Origin of the sequence: Sporosarcina sp. P3, assembly GCF_002743415.1 — a bacterium.
GTDB classification, from domain to species: domain Bacteria; phylum Bacillota; class Bacilli; order Bacillales_A; family Planococcaceae; genus Sporosarcina; species Sporosarcina ureae_A.
In genome coordinates this window covers 1-24,136 of record NZ_PDZE01000012.1, presented here as the reverse complement: position 1 = coordinate 24,136, position 24,136 = coordinate 1, and the positions used below count along the sequence as shown (strand labels likewise).

Sequence of the window (24,136 nt, the reverse complement as noted above, 5' to 3'; positions counted from 1 at the left end):
GATGTCCCAGAAGCTACTTCATGGGATATCCTTTTTGTAATGTCTAATTCAAATCCAAATGCTGGAGCATAAAATCTCTCGTAAGTGCCTATGCAAACTACTTTATATCTAACTCCATGCGAACAAAAGACAGTCCTAGAAATCTACACAATTTCTAGGACTGTCTTAAATTCATTATTTCACTGCTACTACGCCTAACTTTTCTCGTGCTTGTACAGTAGCGATCACCATGTTCTTTAATGCTGCAACTGTCTCTTCACGCTTTCTTGTCTTCAAGCCACAATCCGGATTAATCCAGAACTGGTTAGGTTCGAGTACTTCAAGCCCTTTGTTGATAATCTCTGTCATCTCTTCGACTGCAGGGACGCGTGGACTATGGATATCATAAACGCCTAGACCGATTCCTTTGTCGTAATGGTACTCATTGAAAGCCTCAACCAAATCGCCGTGACTACGAGAAGTCTCAATAGAAATGACGTCTGCATCGAGTGCGCTAATCGCTTCGATAAAGTCATTGAAATCACAATAGCACATATGCGTATGAATTTGCGTCGTATCTTCCACTGAAGCAGTAGATACGCGGAATGCATTGACGGCCCAATCTAAATAGTGTTTCCACTCAGATCTCTTTAAAGGAAGACCTTCGCGAAGTGCCGGCTCGTCAACTTGGATCATATGAATGCCAGCTGCTTCAAGCGCTTCAATTTCCTTACGCAAAGCGAGTGCAATTTGGTTTGTTACTTCTTCTCTCGACAAGTCGTCACGAACGAATGACCAGTTTAAAATAGTGACAGGACCCGTGAGCATTCCTTTTACTTCATGATCTGTAAGGGATTTCGCATAAACAGATTCTTCCACAGTCATAGGTTTAGTGAATGCAACGTCTCCGAAGATGATTGGAGGCTTAACACAACGTGAACCGTAGGATTGTACCCATGCTTTTTCAGTAAAGACAAAACCATCAAGCTTTTCACCGAAATATTCCACCATGTCTGTACGTTCGAATTCGCCATGTACCAAGACATCAAGACCCAAGTCTTCTTGAATATCGATCCATTCTTTAATTTCAGCATGAACGAAATCTTTGTATTGTTGATTCGTAATTTCACCTTTTCTCCATTTATTCCGTGTAGCCCGAACTTCTGGCGTTTGTGGGAAACTACCGATTGTTGTAGTAGGAAGGAGTGGCAATTGGAATTTTTCTTGTTGCTTCACTTTGCGCTCCGCAAATGGGAGATTGCGCTTACTGTCAGAAAGTAGGCTTCCAGAAGTCGCTTCACGTACCTCTTTATTATTGCGAGCAGGAAGGGCATTAAATGCAGTCAATGCTGCTTCGCTGTCTTCAAATACTTTAGTGAATTTCTCTTTTCCATATTTTAGAGCTGTTTGAATCGTCCTGACTTCTTCCAGCTTCTCGTCGGCAAATGCTAAAGCGTTCAAGATTGTTTGATCTAGTTTCTGTTCCGAGCGAGTCGTGACAGGTGAGTGGAGCAAACTACATGAAGGTTGAATCCACAATTTATCGGGTGAAACTTGCTGTTGGATGGTTTCGGCCAATGTAAGCTTTTTCTGTAAATTGGAACGCCATACGTTGCGTCCATCTACAATCCCTGCTGCAAGTACTTTGTCTGTTGGGAAACCATGTTGCGTCAGATGATCTAAGTTTTTCTCGCGTCCGTGGACGAAATCGAGTCCGATCGCTGAAACGGGTAACGCAATCGTTTCCGTGTAATGTTCCACTGCATCAAAATATGTCTGTAGAACAATATGCAGACCACTCAGATTTTTCGTTAATTGTGAATAAATTTCTGTAACAGTTTTCATTTCATCTGAGCTAATAGATGTACATAGAATTGGCTCATCGATTTGAACCCATTGAACGCCTTCGTCTTGTAATTCCTGTAGTACCCTTTGATAGAGTGGGATCAATTGCAGGATAATAGACGGCACATCATGATCTTCAAACCCTTTGGATAACTTGAGTAATGTATAGGGGCCAAGTAGAACAGGTTTACCTTCAATACCCAGTTCTTTCTTCGTTTCACGATAAGCAGTTAGCGGTTTATTTTCAGTTAACTGAAAACGCTGGCCTTCGTATTCGGGCACGATGTAGTGATAGTTCGTATTGAACCATTTCGTCATTTCGGAAGCTACCGCCTCATCATTACCGCGAGCCATGGAAAAGTATGTGGAAGTGGAAACTTGTCCACCTTTCCAGTTAAATCGTGAAGGGATGATTCCGAACATTGCAGACGTATCAAGTACCCGATCATACAATGTAAAATCGCCTACAGCAATCAAATCAATTCCAGCATCTTGCTGTTTCTTCAAGTTCGCCAAGCGGATCTCTTTCGTCGTTTTCAGAAGATCGTCTTCTGAAATCTTCTTTGACCAAAATGCTTCGAGTGCACGTTTCCACTCACGATTCTCACCTATGACGGGATAGCCCGCTATACTGCTTTTTACCATCGATACATTCCCCCTTGATTTTTTGTAATAAAAAAACATCTCTAGGGGAGATGTTAGAAAAGCGAGTGCATATAAAATAACATGCTAAAAACAGCATGTGTTTATAGACTACGTCTGTCTAACACTTCCCTATTCATCGTAGGATTAAGCGTTATGAAAAATAGGCAGGTATCTGGCTGGACGCATTGGCGTCTTCACAGTGGCGGGACCGCTCCAAGAAAAGGATTCCCCTTTAAGAAATGAAAATATTTTCATTCCACCTACTTTTCAAACTATTCAATTCAGATGATTGTCTCTAAAGCTATCACATGCGAAATAGTGTGTCAACTTGCTATCTAAATTTACAGGTGGGGCTCCTTAAAGTACAACTAGCGAAGAGAAGTGATGAAATAGTATAAAATCTTTACTGTTATATAACTGTTGTAAAAAAATTGACTCAGACGTAATTCACCGTGATGTGAAAATTTTCACAATTCAGTTGAAAGTCAACTAGACTTTAGGTATGATAGGTACTAACACGTCTTCAAGTGAAGAAATCACTCGTTTGTTATGTGTCGATTATGAATTGACAGGCTATGGGGTGTTGCCGAATAATGGACGATGATAGGTGTTCATCGCTATATGTTATACAACAGAATAGCGCAAAAAATTATTAAGGGGTGGCTTATATCCATGACAAACTATGAAAAAGTAGGTAAATTGCAAGTCGCAACAGAACTATACAACTTCGTAAACGAAGAGGTTCTTCCGGACTTAGAAATCCAACAAGATCAATTTTGGACAAACTTTGATTCGCTCATTCATGAACTTGCTCCTGAAAACAAAGCGCTATTAGAAAAACGTGATGAATTGCAAAAGGCCATTAATGAATGGCATCAAAATAATAAAGGCGAACTTGATTTCGCTAAATATAAAGAATTCCTAGAAGAAATTGGCTACTTAGAGCCTGTACCTGAGGATTTTAAAGTAACAACAGCAAATGTTGACGATGAAGTCGCAAACCAAGCGGGTTCTCAATTGGTAGTTCCCATCGATAATGCTCGCTATGCATTAAATGCCGCGAATGCACGATGGGGTAGTCTATACGACGCACTTTACGGATCGGATGTTATTAGTAATGAAGCGGGTGCCGAAGCTGGAGTTCAATACAATCCGATTCGCGGGCAGAAAGTAATTGATTTCGCGAAGAAATTGTTAGATCAAGCAGCACCTTTAGCTAAAGGTTCTCATGCGGAAGTGACAGCTTATAAAATTGCAGAAGGTAAACTTCAAATGACGCTTGAAAGCGATCGCACGACTCGCTTGCAAGATGAATCCAAGTTCGTTGGATATAATGGACCTGAAGAGGCGCCGACTGCCGTTTTGTTAGTGAACAATGGATTGCATATTGAAATCGCTATCGATCGTAATGATCCAATCGGTAAAAGTGATAAAGCGGGTGTGAAAGATCTTGTACTCGAAGCGGCACTCTCTACGCTGATGGACTGTGAAGACTCTATTGCTGCAGTAGATGCTGAAGATAAAGTTGGCGTCTACCGTAACTGGCTTGGTCTAATGAAAGGCGACTTGGAATCAACGTTCAAGCGCGGAAGTAAAACAGTTACAAGAAAATTGAATGCTGATCGAACGTATACGAGTGGAGATGGACAAAAGCTGACATTACGTGGTCGTTCATTGATGTTCGTACGAAACGTAGGTCATTTAATGACTAATAATGCGATCCTAGACGAAAATGGTAATGAAGTACCTGAAGGAATCTTAGACGGTGTTCTTACATCCTTGATTGCTACACATAATTTTAAAGAAAACGCAGAGTTTAAAAACTCCCTTCATAATTCTATTTACATCGTGAAACCAAAAATGCATAGTCCAGCTGAGGCAGCGTTTGCGAACAAACTATTTGATCGTATTGAAGATCTACTAGGTGTTGAGCGAAACACAATCAAAATCGGAGTTATGGACGAAGAGCGCAGAATGTCACTGAATTTGAAATCTGCAATCCATGAAGTGAAAGAGCGTATTGCATTTATCAACACTGGATTCCTCGACCGTACAGGCGACGAAATCCATACATCTATGGAAGCAGGTCCAGTTATTCGCAAAGCAGATATGAAAACGTCTAACTGGTTATCCTCCTATGAGTCTGCAAACGTAGCAGTAGGAATCGGAGCGGGTCTGCCTGGACATGCACAAATTGGTAAAGGCATGTGGGCTATGCCTGACTTAATGGCTGCAATGCTTGAACAGAAAATTGCTCATCCGAAAGCGGGAGCGAGTACTGCATGGGTTCCATCACCAACAGCTGCAATTATACATGCATTGCATTACCATGAAGTAAATGTTAAAGATGTACAAGCCGGGATTGACAGTTCAATCGATTACCGCGATGGTATTTTGGACGTTCCATTAGCACCTAATGCGGATTGGTCTGCTGAGGAAGTGCAATCGGAACTTGATAACAACGCGCAAGGTATTTTGGGCTATGTAGTTCGTTGGATTGACCAAGGTGTAGGGTGTTCAACGGTTCCTGATATTAACGACGTCGGATTAATGGAAGACCGTGCAACATTACGTATTTCAAGTCAACATATTGCGAACTGGTTACGTCATGGCGTTTGTACGAAAGAACAAGTACAAGAAACTTTAGAGCGTATGGCGAAAGTAGTAGATCAGCAGAACGCAGATGATGAATTGTATCAGCCGATGGCACCGAACTATAATGATTCCGTCGCATTCCAAGCGGCGTCTGACCTAATATTTAAAGGGGCAGAACAGCCAAGTGGATATACAGAGCCGATCTTGCATGCTCGTCGTATTGAAGCGAAAGCAAAAGCAAAACAAAAAGCGACAGTTCAAAACTAATATCCACTCCAAACCGTCACTCTTTCACTACCAGAAGAGTGACGGTTTTTTACTCACTTAATTAGAGGTGCCACTTTTCAAATAAATCTGTAAACATGCTATACTAGCGACAATGATGAAAGGGGATGAATAAAGTATGTTACAAACCAATCAAACGGTTTTCGTATTAGTCGATGTACAAGGGAAACTTGCACAGATCGTTAATGAAAGTAAGGAATTACATGATAACTTGGAAAAACTGATTAAGGGATTACAAATTTTAGATATTCCTATTTTATGGCTTGAACAATACCCTGATGGTCTAGGGCCAACTTCTGAATCGTTATCGAACTTGCTTGAAAAACAACAACCTATTGCGAAAATGACGTTTAGCGCAATGGGCAACGAGGAATTTGTTAAACAACTGAATGACTTGGATAGGAAGCAAGTAGTACTTGCAGGAATTGAAACGCATATTTGCGTTTATATGACAGCGGCTGATCTTGTGAAGCAAGGCTATGAAGTAGAAGTGGTAGTGGATGCAGTCTCTTCTAGAACAGAAGCTACTAAAATAATCGGCTTACAAAAGATGAAACAACTTGGTGTTTCAGTTACTTGCGTGGAAACAGCTTTGTATGAGTTGCTTGGTGAAGCGGGAACAGATAAATTTAAGCGAGTTTTGAAAGTAATCAAATAGCAAAAAAAGCGAAGTGCCTGTTTTATGGCATTTCGCTTTTTGCTATTCCCATTGTTCTCGTTGCAAATCTTCCGCAATGAGTTGTAAGTCATCCGCGGTGATCGATACTAATTCATAGTTGGTTGTTTCAGCTAGTTGTGCTGCCATTTTCTTAAGGAATTTCGGTGAACCTTCATTTTCCTCGTCGTATACTAGTAACAAAGCATCTGAATTTCGAAGTAGAAACTTATTCTTCTCTACAAATTGCCAAGGTGCTTCATACGGTTTGTTGGTCAGACTCACTGAATAATCTGCGAGTGATAGGATTTGTTCATAAGTCTCTTGTTTTAGTTCATTCCACTTCGACTGTTGATCAAGAAATGGAGTAATAACCGCGTATTGTAAATGGGGGTAGTCTTCTTGCAAATCCCATACGCATTCAATAACCCACGTTTCCACTCCGAGCTGTCCACTGACGATCACCCATTCGAGTCCTTGATCTAGAAGCGCTAATAATTGGTCTGTTAACGCTTTTTTTATGATAGGAATACCTTGATGATCTTCATTGAAAATTCCTAATTCATGGGCTTTATAACCACTCACGAGTAGACGTTTAATCATTGTTGTCCACTAATTGCTGCTTGTGCGAGCTTTGTAATCGTCATATCATCCATCGGTGGATTGTGAAGACCAGCTCGTACATCGCGGTAATATCGCTGAAGAGGATTGGACATTTCCAAGCTTTTGGCACCTACAATACGCATTGCCAAGTTCACAATTTCGATCGCGCTATTCGTTACAATCGACTTCGCTACCCCCAGTTCATTTTGTAAATGAACACGACGAGCAGGGTCATCGTAAATTCTTGCAATATCATAAAGTAAATGACGTGCTTTAATTAGCTCTAAATCCATCTTCCCAATTTGTGTTTGGATATTGAAGAGGGAAGCAATGGGTTCATTAAGGCTGTTTGGCTGATAAGTTGCTGCAAAGTGTACCGCATAATCACGTGCGGCTTGGGCAATTCCCATGTAACATGCAGGAATATGAAGAAGCCAGCCGTTTTGGTTGTTGCCGCGAGGTGCATCATTCACTTCTACTAACTGATCATCTGTCGCTTCCACTTGATCTAGTACGAGCGTCTGGCTTTCGGTACCGCGCATTGAAATCACATGCCACGTATCTTTAATAGAAAGGCCGTTTGTGTCACTTGGCAACAAGAAAAACCCTGTTTTCTGCTTTTCTTCGATCCAAACAGAAACGAGGATATGAGTAAGAGCAGGCGCCATAGTCGTAAACGTCTTTTCGCCTGAAATGACCCAGCCATTCTCAATGCGAACAGCAGTCGTTTGTGGTCGACCACCGCGTGTAGGGCTACCAGTTTGGGCTTCAGTAACGGAACGATTAACAAGTGCGCCTTGTTGAACCGCTTCACTAAACTGGGCTAATTGTTCTTCCGTCCATTTACGATTCTCATACAGTTCACCAATGACTCCTTGATGCCAACCAATGGCAAGAGCGGTAGCACTATCAAAACGAGCGATGGTCTCCTGTAAGAGCACCATGTCCGTCACTGTGATCCCCTCACCTCCAAACTCTTTAGGTAGAGTTAACGTCGTATAACCCATTTCTATGAGTTTTTCTATATTCTCTTGTGGGAATTTTGAGAGCTCATCAGATTGCTCTGAAAAGCTGCTGAAAAACGGACCTGCCTCAGTCAATTCATTGACCCATCGGCGTTGAAAGTCCGTTGTAATAAAAAGTTCTGTTGACACGAGTAACACGTCCTAACTGCTTCAGTCTTGTACTGCTATTAGCTACTAATATAGTGTGAATTTATGTAGAAATACAAAATTACCTTGAGTACATCTCTCAAGAGTCATGAAATTCTAGTATACTAGAAAAACAAAATAAATGCCATTCTGACGAAAGAAAAATTTTTATGTCATACTATGTAAAATTTTTACTGAGTAATCAATGAAATAATAGAGCATTTCACATCTACTGGATAAGGTTTGAATTGGGTCAAAAAAGCATAGTTGAAATAGATTTAAATCGTATAAAACAGAAACTTTAGTCCTGTTACTTGCGTTTTTTAATAGGTGTATAAAGTTATTTGAAATATACGCTTTCAGCACCATGGTAGTTCTAAATGATTACAAAAGACAATAATGAATAAAAAATAACAAATTAATATGTTAAATGCTTTATTTTATCATAAATTCTGAATATATCTATGCGAATAGGAATAGTGTGGGGTATAATTGGCAACGTGTACCAAATATATGCGTATATTGATAATTGAATAGAGGAGAATGAGAGAAATGAAGTTTACAGTGGGAAAAAAGTTATGGATTGGATTTATGAGTCTGGTCGTCATTATCATTGTAATTGGTTTAATAGGGTTCCTAGCGCTGAAGAATATTAACGAAAAATATTCGTTTTTAATTGATGATCGGATGTATAAAGTTATTTTGCTGGAAGAACTGCAGAGCGATCAACATAATTTAGCGGAAAACATTAGAGGGTTTATGTTATATGATTCAGAAACGTACATAAAAGAGTTAGGAGAAATTCAATCTCGTAGAGACGAACGTTTAAATAAATTGGAACAAATTATAAAAGTCAATACGATGCGGACTAAGTTGGAGTCTGCTCGGGAAGCGAGTGTAGAATACGACAAGGTACTACTTTCTATTATAGAAGAGAAACGTGCAGGGAATGACGATCAAGCGTATGTGATAGGAACGAATGGGGCAAGTTATCAACAAACGATTTCCGATAATATTAATCAAATGATTGATTACCAGGGACAAATGCAAGATGAGTTAAAAAAGGAAGTGGCGAGTTATACAAGTAGCGCTACGTTGTTAATGACCATCCTAATCGCAGTAGGAGTTATTGCTAGTGTATTGATTACTACAATTATTAGTCGCTTGATTAGCCGTCCGGTTGGCCAAATGACGAATGCGCTAGCTGAAGTATCGGGAGGGAACTTTGCCATTGAAGAAGTGAAGATTAAAAATAATGACGAAATCGGCGATATGTCTATTACGCTTAATGAAATGGTTGCTGATTTACGAGGCATTATCGATCGAGCGAAAAATTCTGCTTTACATTTGGCAGCACAGTCGGAGGAATTATCCGCCAGTTCGGAAGAGAGTTTAGCTGCTTCTGAAATGGTAGCAGAAATTACGGAAAAGAACTTACAGACGAGTGAGATGCAGACGGATATCGTCAAACAGGCTACTACCTCAATGGAAGAAATGGTAACGGCTATTGACGTTATCACACAGGATAATGAGGAAATGTTGAATTCCTCAGAAGACGTAGCGCGGTTGGTGAAAGAAGGTTCTGCTTTAATGGGAGAAACGACTGATCAGATGACCAATATTAGTGAGACGATTGGTAATTCCATGGAAACTATCCATGAAATGTCCAAACACACGGAAAGTATTCGTGGCGTTACATCCATAATTGCGGCAATTGCCGAGCAAACGAATTTACTTGCACTCAATGCTGCGATTGAAGCAGCTCGTGCAGGAGAGCATGGTAAAGGCTTTGCTGTTGTAGCTGAAGAAGTGCGGAATTTGGCAGAACAATCCAAGCAGTCTACACAAGAAATCGGTCGAATGATTGATACGATTATTCATGATGTAGAAACAGTAGTAACGAGCACGGATGAAGGTAGAAAACGTGTGGCGGAAGGTTTAGCATCAACAGAGAAAACAAATGCCATTTTCAGAGATATCGAGCACGCAACGTCGGACGTCAGTGAAAAAGTCTCTACAGTATCAGCAGCAATCGAACAGATTCGTGCGATGACAGATGAAGTGGCAGGTGGAGCTAAACGAGTAGAAGAGTTGGCTATTCAAGCGGCAGCCGAAGCTCAATCTACTAGTGCGGCAACAGAAGAACAGTTAGCGGCTAATGAGGAAATCACGTCCAGTTCCCAAACATTGGCTCAACTTGCAGAACAACTTCAACATGATATGGCTCGTTTTAAAGTGTAATAAAACAGTATGGAGTTGATTGCGTAGTGTGCAATCAACTCCTTTTTAATGGGAAATGCGCGAGGGCTTCATAGGAAGGGCTTGCTTTAGGATGAATTTTAAACAATGTGAAACCTTCTATTTTAATAGGAACAGGTTCTATAGACTTTTTTTCTAATTGCATTTTTTCTGTGGTCTTGCGTTTTTTAGCTATTGTGATATGTGGAACGAAACGTGTGTCTTTTTCCAACTCAAGTATTTTCTCTGTACGCCTGGCGATTTGCCTTTGCAGTTCGCATAAAGTGTCGGAAGTCTGAACCGCTAGAAAAACGACACGTGGTCCACTTGCGGATCCGAAAAACGATAAACCTTTCAAGTACACGGTGAATTCTGTATGCGATTTAGCGATTTTGTGTAGACAGGATTTCAGCCAAGGGAGCTTAGTATCATCAAGCTCACCGATATAGCGCATAGTCAAATGCAAATCTTTAGCGTGTGGAATTACTTTGTATTTCTCGTGTAATTGGTATTCTGTGCGAAATTGCTGGGCTATGTCATCAACAGGATGAGCAATAGAGATACCGATAAAGTAATGTTGTACCAATTCCAGCTCACCTCCTATTCAGTAGGTTCCCTTACTTTTTGAAATATATGCATGACCGTACAAAAATATTGTATATAGCCTACGGTTTAGGGAATGTACTAACAAATAACATAAATAATGTGTATAATAAGAGTAGGAAATAACTGAATTATTACCATTACAAAGGGGATGTCACGATGATTAAAACGTTGATTTTTGATCTGGATGATACATTGATATGGGATGCCAAGAGTATTTCTACGGCATTTCAGAAAACATGTGAATATGCGACAAAGAAAACAGGCGTTAATCCAGTAGAACTTGAGCACGCAGTGCGTCAGGAAGCAAGAGACTTGTATGCTACATATGAGACATTTCCACATACTCAAAATATTGGTATTAATCCTTTTGAAGGATTATGGGGTGTCTTTGACGATGAAGGAGAAGAGTTTCAGAAAATGAAAAAGATTGTTCCTGGCTATCAAAAGGAAGCTTGGGTCAATGGGTTAAAGAAATTAGGAATTGATGATGAAACATTTGGATGGGAATTAGCGGACGTATTTCCAAAAGAGCGTAAGAATAACCCATATATATACGAAGAAACGTTTGAAGTGTTGGATAAGTTAAAAGGTAACTATCAGCTAATTCTTTTGACAAACGGTTCTCCAAGTTTACAACAGATCAAATTAAAAATTTCACCTGAAATACCTAATTACTTTGATCATATTATCGTTTCTGGTGCATTTGGAAAAGGAAAACCTGACGTATCTATATTTAAGCATGTTCTTGATTTAAGTGGCGTCCAAGCAGATGAAGCGTTAATGATAGGTGATAACTTACTGACAGATATTTTAGGTTCAAATCGTATCGGTATGCGTAATGTATGGATCAATCGTGAAAATAAGCTTCCGAATGAAGAAGTGAAACCCACGTATGAAATCGATAACTTACATGGTCTTTTTCCTATACTAAGCACATTAGAAAACCGATGAGATCATCTCATCGGTTTTGATTCCGTTTCACTTATTTTTATTTATTCGTACAGCAAGGGGGGATAGGATGCTAGAATATGTATTCGTGTTTTTGGGAGCGGCTATACCGTGGATTGAAATTATGATAGTCGTGCCGTTAGGTATTATTCGAGGCCTATCACCTATGTGGGTGATCATTCTTTCATTTGCCGGTAATATGACGACAATTCTTCTGTTGATCGTTGGTTTCCAACGTATAAAAGAATGGATGGTACGTAGGAAACAGAAGAAAGGAAAAGGTGAGTCGAAACGTCAGCAACGTGCGGAACAAATTATGAATAGATATGGATTACCGGTTTTAGCACTTGCAGGTCCAATTTTGATCGGAACTCACATTGCGGCTTTTATAGGTCTCGTATTAGGTGCAAAGAAAATGAATACGGCAATTTGGTCAGCCATCAGTATTGCGCTATGGTGTTTAGTGTTCGGAATTTTAACTGCCATGGGGTTTGATTTCTTTGTTGATCGTACATAAAAACATCCAGCTGAGAATATATCAGCTGGATGTTTTCACTTTTATAGATCGATTGCTTTTGCATCATTTATATTTTGAACTTCTTTAATATTCTTGATAGAAGTTGACTCAACGTGGTTGTCGACAGCTAACATCATGATAGCAAATCCGCCTTCAGTAGAACGTCCAACCTGCATCGCTGCAATGTTGATATTTTCTTCTGCTAGAAGTGTTCCTACACGCCCGATTGCACCTGGCTGATCTCTGTGTCGGATGAATAATAAGTGACCGCTTGGAATGACATCGACTACATAATCATCCACTTTTACAATACGTGCACCCAGACCATTTAGAAGGGTACCCGCTACTTTGCGAACGCCTTTTTCAGTAACGATTTCTACTGTAATCAAGTTCAAGAAACCTTTACCAGTAGTTGTTTTTTGTTCATTTACTTTAATGCCGTAGCGATCAGCCAGTAACTTTGCGTTTACATCGTTAACAGTTTCTCCAAGATTACGCTTCAAAAGCCCTTTGACTGTATTACGAGTTAGTGCGCGTACATCATAGTTCGCCAACTCGCCAGCGTATTGGATATTGATTTCATGGATAACCGAGTTTTGGATTTGTGATAAGAACATACCCAATTTCTCTGTTAGATCAAAGAATGGTTCGATTTTTGCCAACACATCACGAGAAACAGATGGCAAGTTGACTGGATTACGAACAGATCCGATTGTCAAGAAGTTCACTACGTCGCGGCTTACGTCGACTGCTACTGATTCTTGTGCTTCAAATGTACTTGCACCTAAGTGTGGAGTCGCAATTACTTCAGGTAATGTCAATAACTTATGGTCGAGGAATGGTTCTTCTTCGAATACGTCCAGTGCTGCACCTGCTACTTTACCAGCAACGATTGCATCGTATAGAGCATCTTCATCTATGATTCCACCACGTGCACAGTTAATAATTTGTACGCCGTCTTTCATTTTCTCGAATGCTTCTTTGTTGATCATTCTACGAGTTTCTTTAAGCAAAGGTGTGTGAACTGTAATGAAGTCAGCTACTTCGAGCACTTCATCTACTGTTCCAATTTCAATACCCAATTTCTTTGCAACATCTTCTGTTAAGTACGGGTCATATGCTACTACAGACATACGTTGTCCTCTTGCGCGTCTAGCAACTTCAGCACCAATACGACCGAGTCCGATGATTCCTAAAGTTTTGTCTTTCAACTCCACACCAAGGAATGACTTTCTATCCCATTTATTATTTTTCAACGAGTTGAAAGCTTGAGGGATTTTGCGTGCCATAGACATCATCATTGCGACTGTGTGCTCAGCTGCAGAGTTTGTGTTACCGTCTGGAGCATTGACAACTATAATCCCTTTTTCGGTAGCTGCATCCAAATCGATGTTGTCGACACCTACACCAGCACGACCGATGATCTTTAATTGATCAGCTGCTTCTAATAACTCTTTTGTAACTGTTGTCTGACTACGTACTAATAACGCGTCGAAATCTTTGATTCGTTCTTTCAGCTGATCCGGTGTCATGTCAGTTTCCATTACAATTTCAAAACCTTCTGCTTGTCGTAGTGGGAAAATTCCGTCCTCGCTAAGTGGGTCACTAATAAGTATTTTAAAAGCCATGATATTCATTCTCTCCTTCGATTGTTTGTAGTGGTTTTTGGTTGAAGAAACTATGTGCGATTGATCGTATATGTATGTTGCGCGCTACCCCCCTTATAGGTAAAATAAAAAAGCCTTCCATCCCTTACGTATAAGTAAGGGGCGAAAAGCTCGATAAACTAACGCGGTACCACCCTTGTTTGCTGCAATTGCAGCCTTCATTCAGCATGCGTAACGTGCATGTGACGGACCAGCCTACTAAAAAAGTTCAGCTAATCAATTCAGAAGTGCCCCCAACCTCAGAATTTGCTGACTTTCACCATATCATCAGCTCTCTGCAAAATCCTTTTTAGGAAGGTATCTCTTCGTCAAAATTGTTTAACAACTATTAATTTAGAACTAATCATAACACGTCAAAAACTATTGTCAATTGCTTTTCTCGAAAATTTGAAAAACAGTTAAATACGAACGTAATTATTGAATTATTTGTGAACGTTCGCTTTTAAGGTGTTAATTATAAGAAAAACACTTTAATTGAACTAAGTGAAAGGAAATAGCATAAGTCGTCTAAAGAGAAGAAGTACAGGTAAGAGTGTTATAGTGTGCTTATACTATTCGTTAAAAGGAGTGTTGAAAATTGAAAAACTTAGAATCCCTAGAGCAATTTGAGCAACTTAAACAGGAAGAAAGAGTAATATTCTTATTCACTGCAGACTGGTGTCCCGATTGCAGAGTGATTGAACCATTCTTACCGACATTAGAAACAGAGTTTGCGGAGTATGAATTCATTTCGGTTGATCGTGATGAATTTATAGATCTTTGCAGTCAGTTGGACATATTCGGTATTCCTAGTTTTGTGGCATTCAGCGAAGGAACAGAAACAGGTCGTTTGGTAAGTAAGAATCGTAAAACTAAAGAAGAGATTGAAGAGTTTATTAATAATTTATCGTAATGCAATCATTCTCTGTGAATGGATAAAAAGACAAGTAAACAAAAGGACTGAAGACAATTATAACTTTTGTTTTCGGTCCTTTTCTATAAGAAAAGCTTCTACGATAGCTCTTATATATTGTATTATGTGAAATCTATCAGTTGCTCTATAAGGATTTTTGCGCCTCGTGGACTGATGTATAGACCGTTCGACAATTGTTTGTTTTCATCCATCACATCACCGGTGATAAAACATGCCTTGGACACTTGATACTTTCTCAATATAATTTTGTCATCCTCTACGAAAATTTCGATAGGGTCGCCCTGATCGATCAACATAGAATTTCGAAGTTCTTTTGGAATGACAATTCTGCCGAGATGATCAACTTTACGAACTATACCTAAAGACTTCATAAGCTCCTCCTCGAAGTAAAGTAGTTGGTAATTTCTATTATACACAAAAATAGATTGTCTACAATTTACAATACTTGAATGTGCAGAACAATTTGACAATTCTGCTATACAATTTATTTATTCATGCTATAATAGTCTGTAATTAAATATTTCTTATCAAGAGAAGCTGAGGGAATTGGCCTGATGAAGCTTCAGCAACCTCTGTGCAAACAGGAAGGTGCTACTTCCAACAAGATTGTTGTCTTGAGAGATAAGAACGATGAACGGTCAACCCTCATTTTCTTATCTAAGAGAAATGAGGGTTTTTTGTATAGAAATAGTATTAACAGAACGTTAAGGGGGAAATAGCATGCCAATTAATATACCAAAACATCTGCCGGCAGGAGAACTGCTAAGAGAAGAGAAAATATTTATTATGGATGAAGAACGTGCTACCACACAGGATATCCGTCCAATCAATATTTTGATTTTGAATTTAATGCCTGAAAAAGAGAAGACCGAGTTGCAATTGCTTCGATTACTAGGGAATACGCCTTTACAAGTGAATGTCACATTCTTGAATACAGCAACCTATGTATCAAAAAATGTTAGTCAGAATCATTTGGAAACCTTCTATACTACCTTTGAACATATTAAAAGTCAGCGCTTTGACGGTATGATTATTACAGGTGCACCAATTGAACTTTTACAATTCGAAGACGTAGTCTATTGGAAAGAGTTAGAAGAAATTATGGAATGGACAAAAACGAACGTCACGTCTGTACTTCATATTTGCTGGGGTGCACAAGCTGCCTTGTATCATCATTACGGAATAAACAAGTTCGAGTTGCCGAAGAAATGTTTTGGAGTATTTTCACATGATATTACCGATCCGACAGTAAACTTGGCACGTGGGTTCAATGACGTATATGTAGCACCACATTCACGCCATACAGGAGTTTCATTAGAAGAGATCAAGAATCATCCTGATTTAACCCTACTTTCTGCTTCTGAAGAGGCAGGAGCGTTCATTGTGATTTCAAATGACGCAAAACATATTATGGTCACTGGACACTTAGAATACGATGCGCATACGCTGGGGGATGAATATGCTCGCGATGTAGAAAAAGGGGTCGACATCGAAATTCCTGTAAATTATTATCCAAATGATGATCCATCTAAAGAACCTATGAATACTTGGCGCTCTCACACGCATTTGTTATTCTCTAATTGGCTCAATTACTACGTCTACCAGAGAACTCCTTATAACTGGAAGTAAACGAATCCGTGTATAAATCTCTATCGTTTGCACATACTTCGATTACTGGAGGTGTATGCAGTGAACGTAGATGAATTTTTGGAGTTGTCTTTTTGGGAAATGACTTTACGAACGGTGATCTCGTTTATTGTGCTATTGATTTTGGCGCGTTTCATGGGGAAAAAACAAGTGTCTCAGTTGACTTTCTTTCATTACGTGACAGGTATCACGATCGGGTCAATTGCAGCCAATTTAGCAGGAGAGTCCGAAACGCCATTTTTAAATGGTCTATATGGAATGGTTCTATGGGCGGTATTAACAGTTCTCGCCAATTTTTTAACATTCAAATCTTTTAAACTTCGCGTATTACTCGATGATAAACCGGTAATTGTTATTCAAAACGGGAAAATACTAGAAGGCTCCTTGCGTAAATTACGGTTGAATTTCAATGATCTAAATATGATGCTACGAGAGCAGTCGATATTTTCGATGAAAGATGTCAATTACGCGATATTCGAAACGAATGGTAATTTAAGTGTCTTGCTGAATCCAGGAGAGAAACATGCGACAAAAAAAGATGTTAAAGTCTCGCCACCGCAGCCCAAATATATTCCGACTGAAATTATTACTGACGGAAAAGTGGAAGAAAAAAATATGCGGGAACTTCAATTGACTGATACGTGGCTAACAGAACAACTGAAAAAGCAAGGAATATCCAAACCAGAGCATGTTCTTTATGCAGAAATTCAGACAGACGGCAGTTTATATATAAATGCATTAAAATCGACTTGACGTGAAGAGCTCTGACCAAATCAGAGCCCTTCACGTTTTTAAAGTATTTCCCAGTTTCTTTGTTTGGCTATAGCGGTAAGTTTTTCATCTGGACGAACTGCTACAGGGTACCCAACTTTCTCTAAGACTGGGAGATCGGAAATACTGTCTCCGTAGGCAAAACTGTTGTCCCAGTCGACAGTTTTGCCTAGTAGTGCTTGATAAATTTGCTCATTTTTACGTCTACCTTGAATATGTAGAAAAGGCTGATCCATCGCTAATTGGTTCCCACGTGAAGGAATATCTGTACCAATAATTTGATCAAATGTTAGGTGATTTGTGACTGCTTGTAAAAAGGGAGTATAGGCACCAGAAACGAGTAAGACATAGTATCCCTCTTTTCGGTGCTTAGTCAGACGGTTAATGACTTGTTCATTGAAGTCGGGCACTATTACGCTATGCATGCTTTTGAAGTATTCATGTAGTTCAGTCATTGTCAATGGGTCTAGAGCTTGTAGATAAAGACGCATGGAGCGCTCCTTCATGATAGGTTCGGGTAGTATTTTTAATTTATAACGAATATAAAGTGGTAAGATCGAACGAAAGAATTTCCCGTAGTATTGCTTATACGTGGGATGGTTCTTTAATTGCTCCATAAGTAATTTAAAGGTTTCTTTTGTGTACAATGTACCATCAAAATCAAAGATTGCAATTTTCATAGAGACACTCCTTTATTGTATTCTTCTACATAGTATACAAATATAACGAGTGTAAAAGCAAAAAAGCAGATGGATAAAAATCCATCTGCTTGAATTTAGATCTTATTGAAGATTATTCGGCATACCGGGTTGGCCTTGTGAAGGTGCAAATGAATTAAGCAACATATTCATATCTTGATCGTTTAATTGTGGTACTTGGTAATAATGATGTTTGTTTTGGTAAATTGACAACTCGTATGCCATTTCTAAACAGTTGGGCACGGAATCAGCAATAACACGGCGAACGACTGGGTTACATACTTCCAATGCAGCAGCTGTTTTACCTGTGGCGCTTTCTTTAGCAGCACCTAGCAAAAAGCCAGAGATCATCTCATCATTGATTTCACCTGTGGATTGAATAGGTTTTGATGGTGCCTTTGCTTTCATACCGTAAATGAAGTCACTACTAGCTTTCATTTGATAACGCTGTGTAGGATGAGAAGGATCTTTCCCTGTCTTGAAACTTTGGACAATGATATTGTATTCATCCATCATAAATCGGTATTGTCGGTCAAGGATGTCTAGAAGTTCTGGATCCTGGACGTGTGGTCGTAAAATCACCGATTGATTCAATGCACCAATCGCTGCACTTAGTACTTCTTTCACGTCAAATAACTCATGTCCACCGTGATTTAACGATGGGGGAACTTGTCCGCCTTGCATGTTCTGAGATGTATCAAATTGATTTGTCAAATATATTTCCTCCTTTAATTGTCTTGTACATCGAGAGTAGTATGTGAAGTGGCCAAAATTTTATGCACATGAAATTGTATTTACGAACCATGCATAGTTCGGAATGCGTCATCATATCATATGGATAGAACTCAAGAAGGGTAGTGGGGATACATGCAGATTCATGTAGTTTCGCAAGGTGAGAGTTTATATGAAATTGGTAAAATTTACGGTGTTCCATACGATCAAATAGCAGAAGTTAACGAATTGGAAAGCGAGACACGACTCGCTGTGGGACAAGCGCTTGTTATTCCAATAATAGGTTCTTATTACTGGGTGCGGCCTGGAGATAGTCTATTTACCATTGCACAAAGATATGGTCTAACAGTGGCTCGCTTGGCAGAAATTAATGCAATTAACCCTTCCAGAAGGTTAATAATTGGTCAGCGCCTGTATATACCACAAGAAGCAAAAACAATAATTGACTCATTATTATATGTAGAACCGCGTAATCCCGTCACTCAAGATATGCTGACGGAAGTTCGTGAACGTGTGGGGGATCTTACGTATCTCGCGATGTTCAGTTATGAAGTGCAACGGGATGGATCGCTCAAAGCACCTGCTCTAGCAGATATTCCGACTATCGCAAAAAATGCAGGTGCTGTAAATATACTAGTGCTGACGAATCTAGAAAACTATTCATTCAGTGCGGAATTGGCACATGTGATTTTCACTGATCAGGTTGCACAAAACCAAATGATACAAAGTGCCATTGAAACAGCAAAAGAAATCGGCTATAGTGATATTCACTTCGATTTTGAGTTGTTATTCCCTGAAGATCGAGAATTATACAATCAATTATTACGTAATGCACGTGATCAAATTCATAAAGCGGGCCTTACGATTTCCACAGCACTTGCACCAAAAGCTGGGGAAGTGACAACAGGTATTTATGGTGCTCATGATTATAAAGTGCATGGAGAAGTTGCTGATTTTGTTGTATTGATGACATATGAATGGGGATATACGTATAGTGCACCACAAGCTGTGAGCCCAATCGGGCCAGTTACGAAAGTAGTGGAATATGCAGTAAGTCAAATTCCAAACGAAAAAGTATTTTTAGGTCAGAATTTATACGGCTATGATTGGACAGCTCCATTTGGTCAATCGGACAGTAAAGCTGCAAGAGCGTTAAGTCCACGAATGGCGACTAATCAGGCAATCGAACAGAATGCTGCTATTGAATACGACGCGCTATCCCAAGCGCCACATTATACGTATTACGACGAAACTGGAACTGAACATGAAGTGTGGTTTGAAGATGCCCGAAGCATTAACGAGAAGTTTGACTTGCTGAAGAAATTCAAATTGCGAGGAATTATGTATTGGAAACTCGGACTTGCATTCCCGCAAAACTGGCTGTTATTAGAAGATCGATTTACAATTCGTAAGCGGTAAATATAGGAGCCTTTCCTTAAATAATAGGAAAGGCTCTGTCATATGAGTTCTCACTCGTTATTTAACAGTTTCATAGCACTTTGGAACATTTCCATATCTGGATTTACGAGTAAAGCAGGTAGGAAAGCAAAAGTCATGATGAGGAGTAAGTTCGCTCCTAGTATTGATCGAAAAGTACATGTTTTCTTTGTCATGGTGCTTCGCCTCTTTCTTTTCGTATTGTTCTCACTAGTATGTGTATGCGCTTACATTTAGAACTTCACATAGTTCGTTTGAATAGTTTAATAATACTATTAATTCAGTTGAAAGTAAATGCAAAAGTTTAAGATAGTACATAAAATTGACACAAAAATTAAGTCAAAACACAGATATTCTAAAAAAATCTTGTAACTTGCTATCTTTTCAGTGATAATATTGGAATACAAAGAAATATTTCGAACAATTAAAATTCAATTCATATTAGTAGAATTTACTCTTTTATCATACAAGTATTTTGAAATCATAGTCACTGAGTAAATGAGCGACTAGTCAGTCGACAAGTTTTTAATAGCAACTATGGAAAGGGATGATTGCAGATGACAAAGGTTGATGAGGTAGAATATAATAATCGCAAGCGAGCAAATGATTACGTTCACAACGTATATGAATTGGTGAAAAGAAGGAATCCAGATGAGAAGGAATTTCTTCAAGCGACAAGAGAGATTTTTGATTCCCTCCGTCCTGTATTTGCTAAGCATCCAGAATTTATGGAAAACGGAATTCTTGAGCGAATCACAGAGCCGGAACGAATTATTTCTTTCCGTGTAGCGTGGGAAGATGATAAAGGGAAAGTGCAAGTAAATAGAGGTTACCGAGTTCAGTTCAATAGTGATCTCGGACCTTATAAGGGAGGACTTCGTTTCCACCCATCGGTTAATAATAGTATTATGAAGTTTCTCGCATTTGAGCAAATCTTCAAAAACGCTTTAACAGGACAGCCAATTGGAGCAGGTAAAGGTGGATCTGATTTCGATCCAAAGGGTAAGTCTGATCGTGAAATTATGCGCTTTACGCAAAGCTTTATGACGGAGCTTAGCAGACATATCGGACCAGACATTGACGTACCGGCAGGTGATATTGGCGTCGGTAAACGTGAAATCGGCTATCTATTTGGTCAATACAACCGTATTAAAGGTGGCTATGAAGCAGGTATTTTAACAGGCAAAAATCCTGACCATGGCGGAAGCCTCGGTCGTAAGGAAGCAACTGGTTACGGAACAGTGTACTTTGTTGATGAGATGCTGAAAGAAAACAAGCTTTCATTGGAAGGTCAAACTGTCGTAGTTTCAGGTTCAGGGAATGTTTCAACGTATGCAATGGAGAAAGCTATGCAACTTGGAGCAAAAGTTGTGGCATGTAGTGATTCTGATGGCTATATCTATGACAAGAATGGAATTGATCTTGAATTAGTGAAAGAACTAAAAGAGTACGGCAATAAACGTATTTGGGAATATACGAAAGAACATCTGGATGCAGAGTATCATGCAAATTGTACGGAAATCTGGTCCATTCCATGTGATATTGCACTTCCATGTGCTACGCAAAATGAAATCGATGAAATTGCTGCCCATATGCTAATCGCTAATGGAGTTAAAGCAGTTGGTGAAGGCGCAAATATGCCATGTACAATTGAAGCAATTGTCATTTTCCAAGAACACAACGTGTTATTCGCACCAGCCAAAGCTGCCAATGCGGGTGGCGTAGCTGTTTCCGCTATGGAAATGTCACAGAACAGCCAGCGTCTATCATGGTCAGAAGAACAGGTAGATATGCATTTGAAAGAGGTTATGCAGAATATCTATAAAGATTGCAGTAATGCAGCAACGGATTACGGTAAACCGGGCAATCTAGTAATGGGTGCTAACGTAGCAGGTTTCCTGAGAGTAGCCGATGCGATGGTAGCCCACGGAATTAGATAAGTGATATAAAACAGACACATTTTTTTACATAATGTGTCTGTTTTTTTGTGCTGTCCTATTGCGTTTCAAATAAAATATGTTATTATAAAAATACAGTTAATTGAATAAACATACATGCTTTAGCATGAAAGGGGATTTACCCATGGAAAAGAAAAAAGTCGTTTTAGCCTACTCAGGCGGTTTAGACACATCAGTTGCGATTCAGTGGTTAACGGATCAAGGATATAGTGTAGTAGCAGTTTGCTTAGATGTCGGCGAAGGAAAAGATCTCGACTTCATTAAAGAAAAAGCTCTTACAGTTGGCGCAGTCAGCAGCTATGTTATTGATGCGCGTGAAGAATTCGCACAAGATTTCGTCCTTCTTTCATTGCAAGCTCAAACATATTATGAGAATAAATATCCATTAGTCTCTGCCCTATCCCGTCCGCTTATCTCTAAAAAGTTGGTGGAAATTGCGCATCAGGAGCAAGCAACAGCAGTGGCTCATGGATGCACTGGAAAAGGAAATGACCAAGTACGTTTTGAAGTAGCAATCAAGTCACTGGATCCATCGCTTGAAGTCGTAGCGCCAGTGCGTTCATGGAGCTGGTCACGTGAAGAGGAAATTCATTATGCACAAGAACATAATATTCCCATTCCGATTGATTTGGATAATCCATACTCGGTGGACCAAAACTTGTGGGGGCGTGCAAACGAATGTGGAATTCTAGAGGACCCGTGGGCAACACCTCCAGAAGATGCATTTGGTTTAACAGTTTCTATTGAAAATGCACCCGACACTGCTGATATTATCGAAATTGGCTTTGAACAAGGTGTTCCAGTTACAATTGATGGAGAAAACTATATATTAAGTGAACTGATCACCAAGTTGAATGAAATGGCTGGTAAACATGGAGTCGGCCGTATCGATCACGTAGAAAATCGTTTAGTCGGCATCAAATCTCGTGAAGTATATGAAGCGCCAGGAGCCATCACATTGTTGAAAGCACATAAGGAACTGGAAGATTTAACACTTGTAAAAGAACTAGCGCATTTTAAGCCGATAATTTCACAGAAACTTGGTGAGTTGATTTATAACGGTCTTTGGTTCTCTCCTTTACGTAATGCACTTGAGGCATTTATTAAAGAAACACAGCAATATGTCAACGGTACAGTTCGTGTGAAGTTATTTAAAGGCCATGCATTAGTAGAAGGTCGTAAATCACCCAATTCGCTATATGATGAAAGATTAGCGACTTATACATCTGATGATGAGTTCGATCAAGCGGCAGCGGTCGGTTTCATTAAGCTATGGGGACTACCGACTGAAGTGCATAGTTTGGTCAATGAAAAGCAAGTTGTGAAGCAGTCTTAAGATGAATAGTAAGAGCAGCGCGGCCAAAAGCTTCGCTGCTCTTTTTTAAAAACTACATTTTAGGTATCACCGTTTTATGTATAAAGTTGGGGTGTTTGAATGCGGAAGTTAAGCGGTATAGCCATAATGGTAGTTTTGATCATTACAAGTCTGGGGATGTTTTGGATGTTACCGGGGGATCGAATAAAACAAGCACAGCAAATGAAGGCGAATGGCAAATATGAGTATGCAATCATTCTAGGCGCCAAAGTGAACGGAGAAATTCCTTCACTATCCTTACGTTACCGTTTAGAAAGCGCTGTAGAGTATGCAACGCAATATCCGCATGTACAGCTTGTACTATCAGGTGGGCAAGGAAAAGATGAGGACATTAGCGAGGCCGAAGCTATGTATCGTTATTTACAAGAACATGGTATTGCAAAGGAACGGTTAGTTTTTGAAGATCAATCCACTTCCACATATGAAAATCTACAATTCAGCCAAAGTATGATTCCTGAAGTGGAAGGCGTGACCATAATCAGTAGCGATTACCACTTGGCTAGAGCTAGATTTCTTGCGAGACAGCTCGGTTGGGAGTCTGATGTCGTTGTGGCTAAGACGCCTGAATCTGTCAAAGCAAAAGTAGGACTTCGTGAACGCTTGGCTTTATTGAAAACATGGTTGTTCAGACGATAGGGATCTATTGAAAATAAGGAGGTTGGGACAGAACAGAAAAAACGTAAGGGGAATCCTTTACGCTTTTTTCTGTTCTTATCAGAAAATATTTTTTAGAGTATCAGAGTGTACCGGAACGGAGAAAGGCCGACTCCTGAGGGATCAGCGTGCGTCTTGAGACCCTGGACAGGTGCCTTAATTTCTGCAAAGTACACAGAAATACGGCAAAGCGAACCCTACGTTGTTCGCTTGGCTC

At 39.6% G+C, this 24,136-nt stretch carries 20 protein-coding genes, 2 riboswitches and 1 other annotated feature; of the genes, 12 read left to right on the top strand and 8 right to left on the bottom strand.

Going from position 1 to position 24,136, the window contains the following annotated elements; genetic code table 11:
• Positions 1-174: 174 nt before the first annotated feature.
• Positions 175-2,469, bottom strand: a complete 2,295-nt coding sequence (gene metE, locus CSV61_RS13525) for a 5-methyltetrahydropteroyltriglutamate--homocysteine S-methyltransferase (RefSeq protein ID WP_099639644.1) — start codon at positions 2,467-2,469, stop codon at positions 175-177.
• A gap of 146 nt (positions 2,470-2,615) precedes the next feature.
• A riboswitch (cobalamin riboswitch) is annotated at positions 2,616-2,748 on the bottom strand.
• A gap of 393 nt (positions 2,749-3,141) precedes the next feature.
• On the opposite strand from metE, the gene CSV61_RS13520 reads away from it, so the two are divergent.
• Positions 3,142-5,331: a malate synthase G gene (locus CSV61_RS13520; protein WP_099639643.1), complete on the top strand. Its 2,190-nt coding sequence runs from the start codon at positions 3,142-3,144 to the stop codon at positions 5,329-5,331.
• 136 nt (positions 5,332-5,467) lie between these two features.
• On the top strand, positions 5,468-6,007 hold the full coding sequence (locus CSV61_RS13515) for a hydrolase (protein WP_099639642.1): 540 nt from the start codon (positions 5,468-5,470) through the stop codon (positions 6,005-6,007).
• Between the two features lie 42 nt (positions 6,008-6,049).
• On the opposite strand, the gene CSV61_RS13510 is transcribed toward CSV61_RS13515, so the two are convergent.
• Together CSV61_RS13510 and CSV61_RS13505 are read right to left on the bottom strand one after the other, a co-directional pair.
• On the bottom strand, positions 6,050-6,607 hold the full coding sequence (locus tag CSV61_RS13510; RefSeq protein ID WP_099639641.1) for an SLOG family protein: 558 nt from the start codon (positions 6,605-6,607) through the stop codon (positions 6,050-6,052).
• Positions 6,604-7,761, bottom strand: coding sequence for an acyl-CoA dehydrogenase family protein (locus CSV61_RS13505; protein WP_199173640.1), 1,158 nt, complete (start codon positions 7,759-7,761; stop codon positions 6,604-6,606). Before CSV61_RS13505 ends, CSV61_RS13510 begins: the two co-directional genes overlap by 4 nt.
• 549 nt (positions 7,762-8,310) lie before the next feature.
• Here CSV61_RS13505 and CSV61_RS13500 point away from each other — a divergent pair.
• Positions 8,311-9,999, top strand: coding sequence for a methyl-accepting chemotaxis protein (locus CSV61_RS13500; RefSeq protein ID WP_158233858.1), 1,689 nt, complete (start codon positions 8,311-8,313; stop codon positions 9,997-9,999).
• Positions 10,000-10,033: 34 nt separating this feature from the next.
• Here the strand turns inward: CSV61_RS13500 and thpR are convergent, their stop codons facing one another.
• Positions 10,034-10,582, bottom strand: coding sequence for an RNA 2',3'-cyclic phosphodiesterase (thpR, locus tag CSV61_RS13495; RefSeq protein ID WP_158233857.1), 549 nt, complete (start codon positions 10,580-10,582; stop codon positions 10,034-10,036).
• 176 nt (positions 10,583-10,758) lie between these two features.
• Between thpR and CSV61_RS13490 the strand changes: the two genes are divergently transcribed.
• Positions 10,759-11,553, top strand: coding sequence for an HAD family hydrolase (locus CSV61_RS13490; protein ID WP_099639637.1), 795 nt, complete (start codon positions 10,759-10,761; stop codon positions 11,551-11,553).
• Between the two features lie 67 nt (positions 11,554-11,620).
• Entirely contained in the window at positions 11,621-12,067 is a 447-nt protein-coding gene (locus tag CSV61_RS13485; protein ID WP_083032677.1) for a small multi-drug export protein, read from the top strand.
• Between the two features lie 41 nt (positions 12,068-12,108).
• Here CSV61_RS13485 and serA read toward each other — a convergent pair whose 3' ends face one another.
• Positions 12,109-13,695, bottom strand: a complete 1,587-nt coding sequence (gene serA, locus CSV61_RS13480; RefSeq protein ID WP_099639636.1) for a phosphoglycerate dehydrogenase — start codon at positions 13,693-13,695, stop codon at positions 12,109-12,111.
• A 134-nt stretch (positions 13,696-13,829) separates the two neighbouring features.
• Positions 13,830-14,055, bottom strand: a binding site (T-box leader).
• A 256-nt stretch (positions 14,056-14,311) separates the two neighbouring features.
• Here serA and CSV61_RS13475 point away from each other — a divergent pair.
• Positions 14,312-14,626 (top strand): thioredoxin family protein, encoded by a 315-nt coding sequence (locus CSV61_RS13475; protein WP_083032669.1) that lies wholly within the window; start codon positions 14,312-14,314, stop codon positions 14,624-14,626.
• Positions 14,627-14,748: 122 nt separating this feature from the next.
• Here the strand turns inward: CSV61_RS13475 and CSV61_RS13470 are convergent, their stop codons facing one another.
• Complete coding sequence (locus CSV61_RS13470; RefSeq protein ID WP_099639635.1) at positions 14,749-15,018, bottom strand: AbrB/MazE/SpoVT family DNA-binding domain-containing protein; 270 nt, start codon at positions 15,016-15,018, stop codon at positions 14,749-14,751.
• 150 nt (positions 15,019-15,168) lie between these two features.
• Positions 15,169-15,275: riboswitch (SAM riboswitch) on the top strand.
• A gap of 92 nt (positions 15,276-15,367) precedes the next feature.
• Here CSV61_RS13470 and metA point away from each other — a divergent pair.
• Both metA and CSV61_RS13460 read left to right on the top strand, forming a co-directional pair.
• Entirely contained in the window at positions 15,368-16,276 is a 909-nt protein-coding gene (metA, locus tag CSV61_RS13465; protein ID WP_099639634.1) for a homoserine O-acetyltransferase MetA, read from the top strand.
• 99 nt (positions 16,277-16,375) lie between these two features.
• On the top strand, positions 16,376-17,047 hold the full coding sequence (locus tag CSV61_RS13460; RefSeq protein WP_099639699.1) for a YetF domain-containing protein: 672 nt from the start codon (positions 16,376-16,378) through the stop codon (positions 17,045-17,047).
• A 38-nt stretch (positions 17,048-17,085) separates the two neighbouring features.
• On the opposite strand, the gene CSV61_RS13455 is transcribed toward CSV61_RS13460, so the two are convergent.
• Positions 17,086-17,745 carry an HAD family hydrolase gene (locus tag CSV61_RS13455; RefSeq protein ID WP_099639633.1) on the bottom strand — a complete coding sequence of 220 codons (660 nt, stop codon included), beginning with the start codon at positions 17,743-17,745 and terminating at the stop codon, positions 17,086-17,088.
• A 102-nt stretch (positions 17,746-17,847) separates the two neighbouring features.
• Positions 17,848-18,483, bottom strand: a complete 636-nt coding sequence (locus CSV61_RS13450) for a spore coat protein (RefSeq protein WP_369824391.1) — start codon at positions 18,481-18,483, stop codon at positions 17,848-17,850.
• A gap of 147 nt (positions 18,484-18,630) precedes the next feature.
• Here CSV61_RS13450 and CSV61_RS13445 point away from each other — a divergent pair, with 147 nt between their 5' ends.
• From CSV61_RS13445 to CSV61_RS13430, 4 genes are all read left to right on the top strand, one after another.
• On the top strand, positions 18,631-19,914 hold the full coding sequence (locus CSV61_RS13445; protein WP_099639632.1) for a LysM peptidoglycan-binding domain-containing protein: 1,284 nt from the start codon (positions 18,631-18,633) through the stop codon (positions 19,912-19,914).
• 575 nt (positions 19,915-20,489) lie between these two features.
• Entirely contained in the window at positions 20,490-21,872 is a 1,383-nt protein-coding gene (gene gdhA, locus CSV61_RS13440) for an NADP-specific glutamate dehydrogenase (RefSeq protein WP_099639631.1), read from the top strand.
• 142 nt (positions 21,873-22,014) lie between these two features.
• Positions 22,015-23,226 carry an argininosuccinate synthase gene (locus CSV61_RS13435; RefSeq protein WP_099639630.1) on the top strand — a complete coding sequence of 404 codons (1,212 nt, stop codon included), beginning with the start codon at positions 22,015-22,017 and terminating at the stop codon, positions 23,224-23,226.
• Positions 23,227-23,325: 99 nt separating this feature from the next.
• Positions 23,326-23,901 carry a YdcF family protein gene (locus CSV61_RS13430; RefSeq protein WP_199173639.1) on the top strand — a complete coding sequence of 192 codons (576 nt, stop codon included), beginning with the start codon at positions 23,326-23,328 and terminating at the stop codon, positions 23,899-23,901.
• Positions 23,902-24,136 lie beyond the last annotated feature (235 nt).

Bases quoted from the DNA above. Each gene is read 5' to 3' on its own strand.
- metE (WP_099639644.1), bottom strand. From the start codon at position 2,469: ATGGTAAAAAGCAGTATAGCGGGCTATCCCGTCATAGGTGAGAATCGT.
- CSV61_RS13520 (WP_099639643.1), top strand. From the start codon at position 3,142: ATGACAAACTATGAAAAAGTAGGTAAATTGCAAGTCGCAACAGAACTA.
- CSV61_RS13515 (WP_099639642.1), top strand. From the start codon at position 5,468: ATGTTACAAACCAATCAAACGGTTTTCGTATTAGTCGATGTACAAGGG.
- CSV61_RS13510 (WP_099639641.1), bottom strand. From the start codon at position 6,607: ATGATTAAACGTCTACTCGTGAGTGGTTATAAAGCCCATGAATTAGGA.
- CSV61_RS13500 (WP_158233858.1), top strand. From the start codon at position 8,311: ATGAAGTTTACAGTGGGAAAAAAGTTATGGATTGGATTTATGAGTCTG.
- CSV61_RS13490 (WP_099639637.1), top strand. From the start codon at position 10,759: ATGATTAAAACGTTGATTTTTGATCTGGATGATACATTGATATGGGAT.
- CSV61_RS13485 (WP_083032677.1), top strand. From the start codon at position 11,621: ATGCTAGAATATGTATTCGTGTTTTTGGGAGCGGCTATACCGTGGATT.
- serA (WP_099639636.1), bottom strand. From the start codon at position 13,695: ATGGCTTTTAAAATACTTATTAGTGACCCACTTAGCGAGGACGGAATT.
- CSV61_RS13470 (WP_099639635.1), bottom strand. From the start codon at position 15,018: ATGAAGTCTTTAGGTATAGTTCGTAAAGTTGATCATCTCGGCAGAATT.
- metA (WP_099639634.1), top strand. From the start codon at position 15,368: ATGCCAATTAATATACCAAAACATCTGCCGGCAGGAGAACTGCTAAGA.
- CSV61_RS13460 (WP_099639699.1), top strand. From the start codon at position 16,376: ATGACTTTACGAACGGTGATCTCGTTTATTGTGCTATTGATTTTGGCG.
- CSV61_RS13455 (WP_099639633.1), bottom strand. From the start codon at position 17,745: ATGAAAATTGCAATCTTTGATTTTGATGGTACATTGTACACAAAAGAA.
- CSV61_RS13445 (WP_099639632.1), top strand. From the start codon at position 18,631: ATGCAGATTCATGTAGTTTCGCAAGGTGAGAGTTTATATGAAATTGGT.
- gdhA (WP_099639631.1), top strand. From the start codon at position 20,490: ATGACAAAGGTTGATGAGGTAGAATATAATAATCGCAAGCGAGCAAAT.
- CSV61_RS13435 (WP_099639630.1), top strand. From the start codon at position 22,015: ATGGAAAAGAAAAAAGTCGTTTTAGCCTACTCAGGCGGTTTAGACACA.
- CSV61_RS13430 (WP_199173639.1), top strand. From the start codon at position 23,326: ATGCGGAAGTTAAGCGGTATAGCCATAATGGTAGTTTTGATCATTACA.